Raw genomic sequence first — 15,254 nt, forward strand, 5'->3', positions numbered from 1 at the left:
CCGGCAATGGGTGCTGAAAACGGGGAGCCGCGGCGGGCGGCTACTGATGTATTCGTACCACATTGTTGCCGAATTGCGACAATTCCGCGGCGTCACCGCCGCGACCGACCCGCGCATCCACAGCGACATGCCGGAGAGTGGGAACGGATTCCGGCCCCGGCGGCTTGACCAGCATGCACAAGTTCTTTCTCGCAATGATGGTATCGGCCGTGCTGCTGCTGATTGTGGCGGCGGACCTGCTGGTCAATGGTCTCGGGGTGCAGGAGCCCAATGCGAACGTCGCCAGCGCAATACAGGTCTCAGGCCGGTTTGTCAGATAGGTGTGAGGCCGCGTCCCGCGGCTGAAATCACCTTTTGAATGTTCCTGCGGAACATTTCAGTTCGATCGGGACTTCTGCTCACCGCGTCAGCCACGACGGCCAACGCGATCGGACAGGCTCAGCTCCGCTTGGTAGGGGGAGCTGAGCCACCGGCCGTTGCGGGGGCTAGCCGCCGCTCCGATACACCTGGATATCGAGATCCCGGATCTTCTTCCGCAGAGTGTTGCGGTTGAGGCCGAGCAGATCGGCGGCGCGGATCTGGTTGCCGCGGGTGGCCGCGAGCGCGGCCGTGAGCAGTGGCACCTCGATCTCCTTCAGGATGCGGTGATAGAGGCCCGGCGGCGGCACGCCGTTCGGGAAGCCCTGGAAGTGCGAAGAGAGATACGCCTCCACGGCGCCGCCGAGATTGTCGACGCCATGCTGGACGGCGGCACCCGGGCTGACCGTGGGTGGCGCCAGTTCGCCGTCGATGACGGAGCCCGTGATCACGTCCTGCGGATAGAGCGCGGCGAGGCGACGGGCGAGGTTCTCGAGCTCGCGCACATTGCCCGGCCAGCGGTGCTGCTTCATCCGCTCCAGCGCCAGCGTGTCGAGCTTCTTCGGCGGCAGGCCATCCTTCTCCGCCAGCGCGAAGAAATGACGGATGAGATCGGGCAGATCCTCGATGCGCTCGCGCAACGGCGGCAGGCGCAACGGCACGACGTTGAGGCGGAAGAACAGATCCTCGCGGAACAGGCCTTGCTGGATCAGGACGCGCAGATCCTTGTTGGAGGCCGCGACGATGCGCACGTCGGTCTTGATCGGGGTGCGACCGCCGACCGTGGTGTATTCGCCCTGCTGAAGCACGCGCAGCAGACGGGTCTGCGCCTCCATCGGCATGTCGCCGATCTCGTCCAGGAACAGCGTGCCGCCCTCGGCCTGCTCGAACCGGCCGGAGGCGCGGGTGTTGGCGCCGGTGAAGGCGCCGCGCTCATGGCCGAACAGCTCCGACTCGATCAGGTCGCGCGGGATCGCCGCCATGTTGACCGCGACGAACGGGCCATTGCGGCGCTTGCCGTAATCGTGCAACGCGCGCGCCACCAGCTCCTTGCCGGTACCGGACTCGCCCGTGATCATCACGGTGAGGTCGGTCTGCATCAGGCGCGCCAGCACGCGATAGATTTCCTGCATCGCCGGCGAGCGGCCGACCAGCGGGATCGCCTCCATCTCGGCGTCCTCGTTCGGCGTCGAGACCCGCTCCTTCGGCTCGGCCAGCGCGCGGCCGACGATGGCGATCAGCTCCTTCAGGTCGAAGGGCTTCGGCAGATATTCATAGGCGCCGCGCTCGGAGGCCCGGATCGCCGTCATGAAGGTGTTTTGCGCGCTCATGACGATAACAGGCAAATTCGGCCGCATCTTCTTGATCCGCGGCAACAGGTCGAACGCGTTCTCGTCGGGCATCACCACGTCGGTGATGACGAGATCGCCCTCCCCCTGGCTGACCCAGCGCCACAGCGTCGCGGCATTGCCGGTCAGCCGCACTTCGTAGCCGGCGCGCGATAGTGCCTGATTGAGAACCGTGCGGATGGCGGTGTCGTCATCAGCAACGAGAATGCTACCTGCGGGCATCGTTAATCCTCATTTCGCCCCCTGTGACGCAGACGACGACTTCCCGGCAGAGCCGTCGTGACTGCTTTGATCGGCATGTTTCACCGATGTGGAATACATCGGCATCAGCACGCGGAAGGTTGTCTTGCGCGGCTGAGATCGCATTCGATGATGCCCCCGTGATCCCCGATAATCTTTGCGACCAGCGCGAGGCCCAGACCGGAGCCGGTCTGTTTAGTGGTGACGAAGGGATCGAACAGGTTTGGCAGAAGATCGTCCGGCACGCCTGGTCCGTTGTCCTTCACGCAGAATTCGAGCGGCAGGGATACACGGGATTTTTGACCGGGGACTGACAGGCGGACGCCGGGGCGAAACGCGGTGGTGAGCTGGATTTCACCGTCGGGAACGTCGATCAGCGCTTCGGCGGCGTTCTTCACCAGGTTGAGGAACACCTGGATGAGCTGGTCCTGGTTCGCCAGCACCGGCGGCAGCGAGGGATCGTAGTCCTCGACGAAGCGGATGTTGCGGGCAAAGCCGGACTGCGCCAGCCGTTTGACGTGATCGAGCACCGAATGGATGTTGACGGGGCCGCGCACCACGGGGCGCTCGTCGCCGAACACCTCCATGCGGTCGACCAGCGTCACGATGCGGTCGGCCTCGTCGCAGATCAGCCGCGTCAGCATGCGGTCTTCCGAGGAGGCCTGCTGCTCCAGGAGCTGCGCCGCGCCGCGGATGCCCGAGAGCGGGTTCTTGATCTCGTGCGCCAGCATCGCGGCGAGCGCGATCACCGAGCGCGCGGCGCTGCGATGGGTGAGCTGGCGGTCCATCTTGTCGGCGATGGAGCGCTCCTGGAGCATCACCACGATATGGCCGGGCCGTTCCGTGACGGGGGCAACGTGCAGATCGACCTGGCGGTCCCCGCCCATGCGCGGCGTGCCCAGATCGACCTTGTACTCGTTGACAGGTGCATTCGACGAACGCACCTGGTCGATCAGCGCCAGCAAGGGGCTGCCAAACGGCACCAGCTCTTTCAGCGACTGCCGCTTCAAGAACTGCGTCGAGATATCGAAGAAGGCTTCGGTTGCGATGTTGGCGGCGACGATTTTGCCGTCCGGCCCGATCATCAGCACGGGATTGGGAAGTGCGTCCAGGATGGCATCGCTGTCGGACGGAAACGGCCGACGATGTTCAGCAACTGAGCTCATGCAGCGGCGCTCCATGCGAAGTCGTCGAAGGCATCTTGCAGTGACCGGTGAACGAGGTGCGGATCCTCCGAGGTGAGGATTTTCTGGCGCCAGGATTTCAGCTTCTCGGCCGGCGCACGGCTCACATCGGCCGCGACGTCGAGCGCCCAGCCCAGATGTTTTCGCGCGTGCCGCAGCCCGATGCGCAGGCCGTAGAGCGCGCAGACGCCTTCATAAAGCGTGCGCACATAATGCAGCTGCGTCTCGAGCGGCGGCGTGGCTTCCACCGCCCCACCCTTGAGGCGGCGGCCGATCTGGCCGGGCAGCCAGGGCTGGCCCTGCGCGCCGCGGCCGATCATCACGGCATCGGCGCCGGAGGCCTTTAACGCCGCGAGGGCCTTCTCGTAAGTGGTGATGTCGCCATTGACGACGAGCGGAATGGAGATGGCCTCGCGTACGGCGCGGATCGCATCCCAATCGGCCTCGCCCTTGTAGAACTGGCAGCGGGTGCGGCCGTGCACGGTGACGAGCTTGATGCCTGATGCCTGTGCGCGCCGCGCCAGTTCCGGTGCGTTGCGGGTGCGGTCGTCCCAGCCGAGCCGCATCTTCAACGTCACTGGCACCTTCACCGCCGCGATCGTCGCTTCGATCAGGCTGACGGCGTGGTCGAGGTCGCGCATCAAGGCGGAACCGGACTGGCCGCCGGTGACGTGACGAGCCGGACAGCCCATGTTGATGTCGATGATATCGGCGCCTTCGGCTTCAGCGATCCGGGCGCCCTCCGCCATCCAATGCGTCTCGCACCCGGCGAGCTGGACCACGTGGGGACCGATCCCCGTGGCTTCGCAGCGCAACCGGGACATATGATGGCCATTGGCGAGTTCGTCGCTGGCCGTCATTTCGGACACCACCAGACCGGCCCCCAACTCCGCGGCAAGCCGGCGGACGGGCGAGTCAGTCACCCCCGACATCGGTGCCAGGAAGACCGGGGTGGCGACATCAATATCGCCTATCTTCAATGGCTTAGAGCCTGATACTACCGAGCCGGTCACAGGGGTCTCGTTGCGTTGGCAGCGCCTCATCGCGCCTGCCATGACCTATCTTGCGCACAATTCTTGTGCAGTCAAGCGTCATGCCTACAGTTTAGACAGTTCTGCAAATCTTTCAAGTGCAGTGCAGCAAAATGCTGTTTCCCACAATCCGGGAAACCCCCTTTTATTGCGGGCCTGCCGTGCTAGAGGCATGCGGCGATCACCCCACCCCCCGACTCTCTTCATCACCAAATGAGTATTTGAGTCCTATGGCGAAATCACAGCGCACCGCAGTCGTCCTCGTCGCTGCCGGACGCGGCCTGCGCGCAGGCGCCGGTGGCCCCAAGCAATATCGCGAGATCGGCGGCGTGCCGGTGATCTATCGCGCCATGGAGGCCTTCAGCCGTCATGCGGACGTGTTCGCAGTTCAGCCAGTCGTGAACCCGGACGACAGCGCCATGTTCACGGCGGCGGTCGCAGGGCTCGGCCACGAGGCGCCGGTCAATGGCGGCGCGACCCGGCAGGCCTCGGTGCTCGCCGGTCTCGAAGCGCTCGCCAGGCACAAGCCCGACATCGTCCTGATCCACGACGCCGCGCGACCCTTCGTTTCGGAAGGCGTGATCACCCGCGCGATCGATGCGGCCAGCCGCACCGGCGCGGCGATCCCCGTCGTTCCCGTCACCGACACCATCAAGATCACCGGCGAGAATGACAATGTCGAGGACACGCCGGACCGGGCGCGGTTGCGAATTGCGCAGACGCCGCAATCCTTTCGTTTCGACGTCATCCTCGAAGCGCATCGTCGCGCGGCCAAGGACAGGCGCAGCGATTTCACCGACGATGCCGCGATTGCCGAATGGGCGGGATTGACGGTTGCAACCTTTGAAGGCGATGTTGCCAATATGAAGCTCACCACTCCCGAGGATTTCGTGCGCGAGGAAGCGCGGCTGGCAAGCCTGCTCGGCGACATCAGGACCGGCACGGGCTACGACGTCCACGCCTTCGGCGAGGGCGACCATCTCATGATATGCGGCGTGCGCGTGCCGCACACCAAAGGCTTCATGGCCCATTCCGACGGCGATGTCGGCCTGCATGCGCTGGTCGACGCCATCCTGGGCGCGCTCGCTGACGGCGACATCGGATCGCACTTTCCGCCCAGCGACGCGAAGTGGAAAGGCGCCTCCTCCGACCAGTTTTTGCAATACGCCATCGAGCGCGTCACCCAGCGCGGCGGCCGCATCGCCAATCTCGAGGTGACCATGATCTGCGAGCGGCCGAAGATCGGCCCTTTGCGCGAGACCATGCGCGCGCGCATCGCCGAGATTTCCGGCGTCGACATCTCCCGCGTCGCGGTCAAGGCGACCACCAGCGAGCGGCTCGGCTTCACGGGCCGCGAGGAAGGCATCGCGGCCACCGCGAGCGCCACCATCCGCCTGCCCTGGAGTGTCTAGGCCATGGGCGGCAGCGACGCACGCGCACTCTCCCGCTCGCTGCTCGATTTGTGCCGGATGCGCAAGCTGACGATCGCGACCGCGGAGTCCTGCACCGGCGGTCTCGTCGCGGGCGCGCTGACCGACATCCCCGGCTCCTCCGACGTCATCGATCGCGGCTTCGTCACCTATTCCAACGACGCCAAGCGCGCGATGCTCGGGGTCGAGGCAAGCACGCTCACCAATTTCGGCGCCGTCAGCAAAGAGACCGCAACAGCTATGGCGGTCGGTGCGCTGGAGCGTGCCGGCGTCGATCTTGCGGTCGCCATCACTGGCATCGCCGGCCCCGGGGGTGCAACGCCTGGCAAGCCGGTTGGCCTCGTGCACTTCGCCGCCGCCGCGCGCGACGGACGCATCGTCCATCGCGAGCATCGCTTTGGCGGCATCGGCCGCACCGCCGTGCGTCAGCGCTCCGTGGTCGAGGCGCTGCGCATGCTGATGGATCTCGCCCGCGGCCCGCAAGTTACGGCCAAGCCGAAACGTGCCGCCGCAGTAACCCGCCTGCGCCCGCGCGTGACACGATCACCGCGCCGGCACGCGGTGAAGCGCAGGCCGCCGCGCTGACCGCGGGGGTGAGATCCCTCACGCAGCCGCGAGTTAAGCACTCACGTGATCGAGCACGCACTGCTTGATCGCGCTGTGATTGACGATGGCTGCGCCCCACACCAGCCCGTAGCGACTTGACCTTTCCCGCCATGCAGGTGACCTCGACGTCATTGCCGATGTGGAAGGGTCGAAACAGCAGCAGCATGACGCCGGCGGCGATGTTGGAGAGTGGGCCTGTAATGCCAGACCAACGGCGAGAGATGCGCAACATTGCCCGTGCGATGACGCCGCTGGAGATCGAGCAGGCCGCTGCGTATTATGCCTCGCAGCCGCCGGATGTCGTGAAGGCGGTGGATTGAAATTTTGGCACGCCTGCCTTCCCCATCGTCATTGCGAGCGCAGCGAAGCAATCCAGAGTCTCTCCGCAGAGGGATTCTGGATTGCTTCGTCGCAAGGGCTCTTCGCAATGAAGGAGGAGAGAGCGTGCCCGTCCGCAACCACTACGACGACACCAGCTTCCGCCGTCCGTAGATCGCATCCGCCCGCTTCTCGAAGGCGATGGAAAATCGCGCGAACGCGGCGTCGAACATCGAGCCCATCAGGAGCGCCAGCATGCGGCTCTTGAACTCGTAGGCAAGGAAGAAGCCGACATCGCAAACGCTCTCGCCTTTGGGCTCGAACGTCCAACGGTTTTCCAGATTGCTGAAGGGACCTTGCAGATATTCGACCAGGATCTTCAAATTGGCGCGGTCGAGCGTCACGCGGCTGGTGAAGGATTCCTGACCAGCTTGAACGACACCGTCATGTCCGCGACCAGCACCTCGGTGCCGTCGGGTTTCGCCATGCGCTGACGGACCTTCAGCGCACTGCACAGCGGCACGAATTCCGGGTAGCGCTCGACGTCAGCGACCAGATCAAACATCTCGGACGCGCTGTGATCGACACGACGCTTGCTCGAAAAATTGGGCATGGCGATTCAGCGGGCGCTTGCTGCCCGCGCGGCCTTCAGTTTCGCAAAATCCTCGCCGGCATGATGCGACGAACGGGTGAGCGGGGTCGCAGACACCATCAGGAAACCCTTGGTGTAGGCGACCTTCTCGTAGGACGAAAACTCGTCCGGCGGCACGTAGCGCATCACGGCGTGATGCTTGCGGGTCGGCTGGAGATATTGCCCGATGGTCAGGAAATCGACGTCGGCGGAACGCAGATCGTCCATCACCTGCTGCACCTCGTGGCGCTCCTCGCCGAGGCCGACCATGATGCCGGACTTGGTGAAGATGGTGGGATCGAGCTCCTTGACCCGCTGCAACAGCCGGATCGAATGGAAATAGCGCGCGCCCGGCCGCACCGTGAGATAGCACGACGGCACGGTCTCGAGATTGTGGTTGAACACGTCGGGCTTCGCCGCGACGACGACCTCCAGCGCCCCCTCCTTGCGCAGGAAGTCGGGCGTCAGGATCTCGATCGTGGTCGAGGGGCACGCGGCGCGGATCGCGCGGATGGTCTGGGCGAAATGCTCGGCGCCGCCGTCAGTGAGATCGTCGCGGTCCACGGAGGTGATGACGACATGGGCAAGGCCGAGCTTGGCCACAGCCTCGCCGACGTTCTGCGGCTCGGCCGCGTCAAGTGCATTCGGCATGCCGGTCTTGACGTTGCAGAAGGCACAGGCGCGGGTGCAGGTGTCGCCCATGATCATGAAGGTCGCGTGCTTCTTGTCCCAGCACTCGCCGATATTCGGGCAGCCCGCCTCCTCGCACACCGTATGCAGGCCGTTGGCGCGCACGATGTTGCGCGTGTCGGCATAGCCGCGGGTGTTGGGCGCGCGTACGCGGATCCAGTCCGGCTTCGGCGGCGAAGCGGAATCGGGCCGGTTCACCTTTTCGGGGTGACGTGGGCGCAGCGGGTTCGAGATGGTATCGACGATAACGACCATGGGGTGTCCGGTCTGACCAAGTCCTACCTAGTCGGTCTGGCCGGGCATCGCAACCCGGCTCGCACCGCTTCAGGGAACATGGCAGATATGGGCAATATCCTGCTCTGTTCTCTGGCGATTCTCCCCTCGAATGGCTCCAGTCTCGAAGACCTCTACTCCTCGGCTCGGCAAAGCCCTGAAGCGTACCTTTTTCGCGCGCAGCGTCCACGAGGTCGCGCCCGATCTGATCGGTGCGACCATGCTGGTCAACGGCGTTGGCGGGATCATCGTCGAGGTCGAGGCCTATCATCATACCGAGCCGGCGGCGCACTCCTACAATGGCCCGACGCCGCGGAACCAGGTGATGTTCGGCCCGCCCGGCTTTGCCTATGTCTACCGCTCCTACGGCATCCACTGGTGTGTGAACTTCGTCTGCGAGGAAGAAGGCTCGGCCAGCGCCGTGCTGATCCGCGCGCTGGAGCCGACCCACGGAATCGCCGCGATGCGGCGGCGCCGCCATCTCCAGGATTTGCACACGTTGTGCTCGGGCCCGGGCAAGCTGACCGAAGCGCTCGGCATCACCATCGCGCACAATGCCTTGCCGCTCGACCGTCCGCCGATCGCGCTGCATGCGCGGACGGAGGACGTCGAGGTGGCGGCCGGCATCCGGATCGGCATCACCAAGGCGGTCGAGCTGCCCTGGCGCTATGGTGTCAGGGGCTCGAAATTCCTCAGCAAGCCGTTTCCGAAATAAGCTTACGACGCCTGCTTGAGCCGCTCCAGCGCCTCGAGCAGCTTGGCCTTGCGGGCGAGCGCGGCCTCGCGCTTCTCGCGCTCCTCCTCGACGACCTCCTCGGCCGCGTTGGCCACGAATTTCTCGTTGGCCAGTTTGGACTCGGCACGCTTGATGTCGGCGTCGGCCTTCCCGATCTCCTTGTCCAGACGCGTGCGCTCGGCGACGACGTCAATCACGCCCTTCAGCGGCAGCGCGGCCACCTCGCCGCGCACCAGGAGCTGGACCGCGCCGTCGGGCGCACGGTCGGCGAAGGAGATGTCCGACAGCCGCGCCATGCGCTTGATGACGTCGCTCCAGCGCGGCGCGCGCTCCTTCGTCTCGGCCGAGGCGCCTGCGAGCACCAGCGCCGTGAGGGTCGCCGGCGGGATGTTCATCTCGGCGCGCACCGAACGGATCTGCGTGACAAGGTCAATGACCCAGCCGATCTCGGCCTCGGCCGCGGGATCGGTGAAGTCGGCATGGTCGAAGATCGGCAGCACCCAAACCGGCGAGACGAGCGCGTCGGTCGGCCCCGTCGTCGCCGCGAGCATCGCAAGCTGCTCCGGCGTCGGCCCGGCCGGCTTCAGCGGCCACGGTGCCAGCGCGAGCAGACCGTCGCGCTTGGCCGTCACCTCCCACAGCTCCTCGGTGATGAAGGGCATGAAGGGGTGCAGCAGTTTCAGGATCTCGTCGCGCGCCCATGCCACCATGGCGCGGGTCTCGGCCTTGGCAGGGCTGTCGGGGCCGAGTAGCACGGGTTTTGCGAGCTCGAGATACCAGTCGCAATAGACGTTCCACACGAAGCGGTAGATGCTGCCGGCGGCGTCATTGAAGCGATAGGCCTCGATCGCCTCGGTCACCTCGCGCGTGGTGTGCGCACTCTCATGTGCGATCCAGCGGTTCAGCGTCTCTTTGACCTTCGCCGGCTCGAAGCCTTCGGGCACGGCGCAATGGTTCATCTCCGCAAAGCGCGACGCATTCCAGAGCTTGGTCGCGAAATTGCGATAGCCCTCGACGCGGCTGGTGGCGAGCTTGATGTCGCGCCCCTGCGCGGCCATCGCGGCCAGCGTGAAGCGCAGCGCGTCCGCACCATATTGGTCGATCAGGCTGAGCGGATCGATGACGTTGCCCTTCGACTTCGACATCTTGGCGCCCTTCTCGTCGCGGACGAGGGCGTGGATGTAGATCGTCGAGAACGGCACCTCCTTCATGAAGTGCAGCCCCATCATCATCATGCGGGCGACCCAGAAGAAGATGATGTCGAAGCCCGTCACCAGTGCGTTGGTCGGGTAGTAGCGCTGCACTTCCGGCGCGTCTGCGGGCCAGCCGAGGGTCGAGAATGGCCACAGCGCCGAGGAGAACCAGGTGTCGAGCACGTCCTCGTCGCGCGTGATGAAGCCGTCCCGCTTGTTGCGGTCGAGCGCCATCTCGCGGCCCTGCTCGACCGTGATGACTTCCTGCTCGACGTAATAGCCGAGGGCGTGGCTGACGGCCTCCTCCTCGGTCTCGGCGACGAACACCTTGCCATCAGGACCGTACCAGGCCGGGATCTGGTGGCCCCACCAGAGCTGGCGCGAGATGCACCAGGGCTGGATGTTCTCCATCCACTCGAAATAGGTTTTTTCCCAGTTCTTTGGCACGAAGGTGGTTTCGCCCGAACGCACGGCGGCCATCGCGGGCTTCGCCAGCGTCTTGGCGTCGACATACCATTGGTCGGTCAGATAGGGCTCGATCACCGTGCCGGAGCGGTCGCCATGCGGCACCATGTGGGTGTGAGGTTCGATCCGCTCGACGAAACCGAACGATTCCAGTCGCTCGACGATGCGCTTGCGCGCTGCAAAGCGATCGAGCTTGTTGAACTCCTCGGCGAACTGCGAGGCACCTTCCGGCAGGTCGCGCAGATAATCCTCGTTGTCGAGGAGATCGAGGCAACCTTCCTTGTCGATGACGCTGATTCGGGCGAGGCCGTGGCGATTGCCGACCTCGAAATCGTTGAAGTCGTGCGCCGGCGTCACCTTGACCGCGCCCGAGCCCTTCTCCGGATCGGAATAATCGTCGGCGACGATCTGGATCTTGCGGCCGACCAGCGGCAGGATCACGTTCTTGCCGACCAGCTTCTGATAGCGCTCGTCGTCGGGATGCACGGCCACCCCGGTATCGCCGAGCATGGTCTCCGGGCGCGTGGTGGCAACGACGATGAAGCTCGAGGGATCCTCGGGGCTGAAGATCTTGCCCTCGATCGGATAGCGCAGGTACCATAGGCTACCCTTGACCTCGGTCTGCTGCACTTCGAGATCGGAGATCGCGGTGAGCAGCTTGGTGTCCCAGTTCACCAGCCGCTTGTCCTTGTAGATCAGGCCGTCGCGGTGCAGCTCGACGAACACCTTGACCACGGCCTTGGACAGGCCCTCGTCCATGGTGAAGCGTTCGCGCGACCAGTCGCAGGAGGCGCCGAGCCGCTTGAGTTGGTTGATGATGGTGTCGCCGCTCTCGGCCTTCCACTGCCAGACCCGCTCCAGAAACTTCTCGCGGCCCATCTCGCGACGGCTGGGCTGCTGGCGCTCCATCAGCTGCCGCTCCACCACCATCTGGGTGGCGATGCCGGCATGGTCGGTGCCGGGCTGCCACAGCACGTCGCGACCGCGCATGCGCTCGAACCGGCACAGGATGTCCTGGAGCGTGTTGTTGAGGGCGTGGCCCATGTGCAGCGAGCCCGTCACGTTCGGCGGCGGGATCACGATGGTAAAGGGCACAGCGTCGCGGCGGTCTGGGCGGCCGGCCTTGAAGGCAAGGCTGTCCTCCCACACGACGGACATGCGGGCTTCGATATCGGCGGGCTGGTAATTTTTCTCGATCATGGCGCTGTTAGAAAGCCGCGCACGGGGTCCAAGTCAACGGAAAGGTCAAAGGAAAGCCAGGCGGCAACAGGGCTTTCCGGTCCGGTCGGGAGACAGAATATGACCCACAAGCAGGGCTTTATGAGGGCTCTGCGGCCCGATCTACCTGCCGCCGCGCGATACCCGCTCGATTTCGGCCTTCACGATGCGTTCGACCAGGCCCGGCAAATTGTCGTCCAGCCAGGATTTCAGCATCGGACGCAGCATCTCCTTGACCAGATCCTCCAGCGTTCGCGCATTGCTGCTGAGCACCGTGTGGGCCAGGGAATTGAAGGCGGATTCGACCGCGGAGACCGTCGATTGCGCCAGCATCGGCTGTTGGGGCGGCAGCGGCGGCGCATCGAAGTCCACGGGCGCATAGGATGCCGGCGTCGGACGCGGCGGCGGCGATTCGGCGAATTCGAGATCGTCGCGCGGCTCGACCTTGCGGAAGCTCGGCGGCGGCGGAGGCGGCGTCGGCTCCATCGCCAGCGCCATATCGTCGGTCAATTCCAGCACGTCGGGCTCAGGTTCGGGCTCCGGCTCGGGAGCACGGATTTCCGGCGCGGGCGTGGCTGCGTCGAGCCCCGCCAGCAGCGCGTCGATATCGTCCTGATTGTTGGATGCATCCACCTCGGGTGCGGCGGCCGGCGGCGCTGCCGGCTTTGCGGCCGGAGCCGGTGCCGGCTTTTCGGCGGCCGGTTTGGGCGGCGCTACCTTGGATGGCGGAATATCGTTGATCACCTGCGGCTTCGGTGACGCGGCGGGGGCGGCAGCTTTCTCGGGCTTAGCGGCATCCGCCGGCGGCGGCTTGGCCTCATCGTCGGCAATGATGCGCCGGATCGAGGCCAGAATCTCCTCCATCGAGGGTTCTGTGACCTTTGCAGGCTGCGTCATCTCCGACTCCACATCATCAACGCCCTCGCATGCGTTGTTTTACACCAAGCACGACAGGATTGGCCGGTTCCGGATGGGTGGCCCGACATTTTCGTCACGGCAGCCCGACTTGTCCCCAGATGACAGCTCAACGTGCAGCGGTGCGCCCCTGCCCTCGGCACTCATGCTTTACGCACACGGCATCGGATGCAGAGCGAATCGACCCGCATCTTCTTGGCAAGGCTATGTCAGGGATTTTGCTGATTGCAAGCAAAGCACCGGTCGGCTTCGGCTATTTGCGAGGCCGACCGGATGATTACGGGACTCTAGCGTCCGTCTGGCGTGCGTACGCCGGCCCAGCTGTCGCGGACCTGATGGTAGTGCACGCTGGGATCGTAGACAGTGGTGTTGAGGCCGAGGACTTGCGGCGCGAGACGACCGACCGCGTTGAGCACCGAATAGGACGCCACCACGCGGTCATGCTGGGCAGTGACGAGCGCCACGCGCGCGTTGACCAGCGCCTGCTGCGCGTTGAGCACGTCCAGCGTGGTGCGCTGGCCGGCCTTGGCTTCCTCGCGCACACCGTTCAGCGCGATCTCGGAGGCCGTAACCTGCGCCTGCGCAGACTGCACCTGCGCCTTGCCGGCTTCCAACTGGCCCCAGGCCTGCACGACGTTGGCGCGGGTCTGATCGCGCGTGGTTTCAAGATTCAGGCGCTGCTGCGCCAAGTTCTCTTTCGATTGGCGGATCAGCGCATATTCAGCGCCGCCCTGATAGATCGGCACCGAGGCGGTCGCGATGGCGGAAGCGGTCGTCGTTCGGAAGACCGTCAGGGTCTGCTGGTACGACTGGGTGATGCCAGCCTGAACCGTGAGGGTCGGCAGCAGCGCGCCTTCGTTGATCTTGACCTGGAGATAATTGACGTCGATGCCGAACATCGATGCCGTGACGTTGGGGTTCTCCACCAGGCTGAGACCGACGGCGGAGGCGAGCGTCCCGGGCAGGAAACGATCGACCGGCGAGCCCGGCGCAAGGTTCGTCGGCTCGTTGCCGATGATCCGGCGGAAATTGGCACGCGTCGTCGTGAGATTCGATTCGGCCGTCAGGGCCTGGGTCCTGCCTGCCGCGAGCTGCGCTTCGGATTGCGCCACGTCCGTGCGCGTCACCTCGCCGACATTGAAGCGATCGCGCGTTTGCTTGAGCGTCTGTTCGAGGACGCGCACATTGCTGCGCTGAACTTCGAGTGTGGCGGAGTCACGAAGATAATCCATGTAGCTGGTCGCAGCCTGCAGCAGGACCGTCTGCTCGAGCACACGCAACGCCTCGCGGGATCCCGAGACCTGGCTTTCCGCCACGCGCGTCCTGTTGGCGGTCTGATTGCCGTTATAGAGCGTCTGGTTGATGGTCAGGCTGGCGCTATTGGGCTGAAGGGGCGGGTCGCTATGGATCGGCACAGCCTTCTGCGTCTGCTGAATATCCTGATATTGATAGCCGGTGCTGAGGTTGATCCCGACCTTGGGGCGATAGCCCGACAGCGCTTGCGGCACGTTCTCGTCAGTCGAGCGCACCTGGGCGCGCTGCGCGTTGAGCTGCGGATTGTTCTGATAAGCGCGCACCAGCGCAGCCTCGATCGTATCCGCCAAGGCAGGCGTCGGCGCGGCAAGCGCCAGCAGCAGGACCGAAACCGCTGCTCCGGTGAAGAGCTTCACCCCATGCATCCAAAAATTCCGTTCATTCTAACGCCCGGCTCGTGCCCGCGAGCTGGGTTACCGTCTACGAGTGGAGTCGTTGCCCCGCCGCAACATAGGACGCGGTCAAGCGCGACGGAACTACCTGAGGGGTGTTCTCGGTGGAAACTCTTCACGTGCAGCATCCCGGCCACACTTCTGATTCAGAACGGGATTTTAACGGGCCAAAGCCGTCAGAAGACGAAGGCGGCGGCCCGTTCCAGCCCCGGAAGGACCGGGGCTGCGGCATCGAACAGCGCCCGATGGCCGAATTCGCCGTGGGTATGGGTCACGATCATGGCTCGCGGCGGCCTGGATTCGGCCGAGACCCCCACCAGGCGCCCCCCCTCCTTGAGCTGCCCGAGCAGCCCTGCCGGGGTCACCTCGGTGGCGCCGTTGAGGACGATCACATCATAGGGACCTGCGGCGGCATCACCCTCGGTGCAGGCCGCGGCCTTGCAGGCCACGTTGGCCAACCCGAGGGCGGCGAAGGCGTCGTTGGCCTTTGCCGCCAGGCCCGAATCGCATTCCGTCGCGATGACTTTGCGCGCGAGCTTGGCGGTCAGCGCAGCGAGATAGCCCGTGGCGCAGCCGACGACCAGCACGTCGTCATCCTCGCCGATCTCGGCGGCCTGGAGCAGCTTGCCGGTCAGCTGCGGCTTGATCAGGAACCGCTTGGCGCCTCCCTCGCTGACGTCGAGATCGAGGTCGAGATACGCCAACGCCTGCCGGCTGGCGGGCACGAAAGCCTCGCGCGGAACCGTGAGCATGGCGTCGAGAACACGACGGTCGGTGACGTCACTGGTGCGCACCTGGCCATCGACCATTTTTAGGCGCGCCGTCGAGAAAACGGACATTTGCGGACCCTGCAAGGCGGACGATGCCGCGGACGAAAGTTGGCGGCATCTTTGGAACAGGCCCTGCGAAAAC

Annotated in this window: 12 protein-coding genes and 3 pseudogenes; 5 read left to right on the forward strand and 10 right to left on the reverse strand. The window is 65.0% G+C overall.

Features of this window, described 5'->3' with window-relative positions; all coding sequences use genetic code 11:
* The first annotated feature begins 173 nt into the window (after nt 1-173).
* The gene (locus tag AB3L03_RS00090) at nt 174-320 is read left to right on the forward strand and encodes a hypothetical protein (protein ID WP_368508035.1); all 147 of its coding nucleotides are present in this window, start codon (nt 174-176) and stop codon (nt 318-320) included.
* Nucleotides 321-485: 165 nt separating this feature from the next.
* Here the strand turns inward: AB3L03_RS00090 and ntrC are convergent, their stop codons facing one another.
* The 3 genes and pseudogenes from ntrC to dusB all read right to left on the reverse strand — a co-directional run bounded on the left by ntrC (nt 486) and on the right by dusB (nt 4,110).
* The gene (gene ntrC, locus AB3L03_RS00095) at nt 486-1,928 is read right to left on the reverse strand and encodes a nitrogen regulation protein NR(I) (protein WP_007610301.1); all 1,443 of its coding nucleotides are present in this window, start codon (nt 1,926-1,928) and stop codon (nt 486-488) included.
* A 9-nt stretch (nt 1,929-1,937) separates the two neighbouring features.
* Nucleotides 1,938-3,112: pseudogene (locus tag AB3L03_RS00100) on the reverse strand (nitrogen regulation protein NR(II)).
* On the reverse strand, nt 3,109-4,110 hold the full coding sequence (gene dusB, locus AB3L03_RS00105) for a tRNA dihydrouridine synthase DusB (RefSeq protein ID WP_018457824.1): 1,002 nt from the start codon (nt 4,108-4,110) through the stop codon (nt 3,109-3,111). Before dusB ends, AB3L03_RS00100 begins: the two are co-directional and overlap by 4 nt.
* A gap of 281 nt (nt 4,111-4,391) precedes the next feature.
* Here dusB and AB3L03_RS00110 point away from each other — a divergent pair, with 281 nt between their 5' ends.
* Nucleotides 4,392-5,573: a bifunctional 2-C-methyl-D-erythritol 4-phosphate cytidylyltransferase/2-C-methyl-D-erythritol 2,4-cyclodiphosphate synthase gene (locus AB3L03_RS00110; protein WP_368508043.1), complete on the forward strand. Its 1,182-nt coding sequence runs from the start codon at nt 4,392-4,394 to the stop codon at nt 5,571-5,573.
* A gap of 3 nt (nt 5,574-5,576) precedes the next feature.
* On the forward strand, nt 5,577-6,176 hold the full coding sequence (locus AB3L03_RS00115) for a CinA family protein (protein ID WP_368508044.1): 600 nt from the start codon (nt 5,577-5,579) through the stop codon (nt 6,174-6,176).
* On the opposite strand, the gene AB3L03_RS00120 is transcribed toward AB3L03_RS00115, so the two are convergent.
* The gene (locus AB3L03_RS00120) at nt 6,076-6,429 is read right to left on the reverse strand and encodes a mechanosensitive ion channel domain-containing protein (protein ID WP_368508045.1); all 354 of its coding nucleotides are present in this window, start codon (nt 6,427-6,429) and stop codon (nt 6,076-6,078) included. The two genes, AB3L03_RS00115 and AB3L03_RS00120, sit on opposite strands and share 101 nt — an antisense overlap.
* Here AB3L03_RS00120 and AB3L03_RS00125 point away from each other — a divergent pair.
* Nucleotides 6,413-6,517: pseudogene (locus tag AB3L03_RS00125) on the forward strand (cytochrome c4); the annotation flags it as partial. The gene AB3L03_RS00120 and the pseudogene AB3L03_RS00125 sit on opposite strands and share 17 nt — an antisense overlap.
* Nucleotides 6,518-6,658: 141 nt before the next feature.
* On the opposite strand, the pseudogene AB3L03_RS00130 reads toward AB3L03_RS00125, so the two are convergent.
* Nucleotides 6,659-7,128 (reverse strand): annotated as a pseudogene (locus AB3L03_RS00130) (type II toxin-antitoxin system RatA family toxin).
* A 6-nt stretch (nt 7,129-7,134) separates the two neighbouring features.
* Complete coding sequence (lipA, locus tag AB3L03_RS00135; RefSeq protein ID WP_018457819.1) at nt 7,135-8,091, reverse strand: lipoyl synthase; 957 nt, start codon at nt 8,089-8,091, stop codon at nt 7,135-7,137.
* 130 nt (nt 8,092-8,221) lie between these two features.
* On the opposite strand from lipA, the gene AB3L03_RS00140 reads away from it, so the two are divergent.
* Nucleotides 8,222-8,824 carry a DNA-3-methyladenine glycosylase gene (locus tag AB3L03_RS00140; RefSeq protein WP_085349818.1) on the forward strand — a complete coding sequence of 201 codons (603 nt, stop codon included), beginning with the start codon at nt 8,222-8,224 and terminating at the stop codon, nt 8,822-8,824.
* Between the two features lie 2 nt (nt 8,825-8,826).
* On the opposite strand, the gene AB3L03_RS00145 is transcribed toward AB3L03_RS00140, so the two are convergent.
* The 4 genes from AB3L03_RS00145 to AB3L03_RS00160 form a co-directional block, all read right to left on the reverse strand.
* Entirely contained in the window at nt 8,827-11,703 is a 2,877-nt protein-coding gene (locus AB3L03_RS00145; RefSeq protein WP_085349819.1) for a valine--tRNA ligase, read from the reverse strand.
* 141 nt (nt 11,704-11,844) lie between these two features.
* Nucleotides 11,845-12,618 carry a PopZ family protein gene (locus AB3L03_RS00150; protein ID WP_247395659.1) on the reverse strand — a complete coding sequence of 258 codons (774 nt, stop codon included), beginning with the start codon at nt 12,616-12,618 and terminating at the stop codon, nt 11,845-11,847.
* A 305-nt stretch (nt 12,619-12,923) separates the two neighbouring features.
* Nucleotides 12,924-14,315: a TolC family outer membrane protein gene (locus AB3L03_RS00155; protein ID WP_018457815.1), complete on the reverse strand. Its 1,392-nt coding sequence runs from the start codon at nt 14,313-14,315 to the stop codon at nt 12,924-12,926.
* 203 nt (nt 14,316-14,518) lie between these two features.
* Entirely contained in the window at nt 14,519-15,181 is a 663-nt protein-coding gene (locus tag AB3L03_RS00160) for a protein-L-isoaspartate O-methyltransferase (protein WP_018457814.1), read from the reverse strand.
* Nucleotides 15,182-15,254: the final 73 nt, after the last annotated feature.

This window comes from Bradyrhizobium lupini (assembly GCF_040939785.1).
Lineage (GTDB): Bacteria > Pseudomonadota > Alphaproteobacteria > Rhizobiales > Xanthobacteraceae > Bradyrhizobium > Bradyrhizobium canariense_D.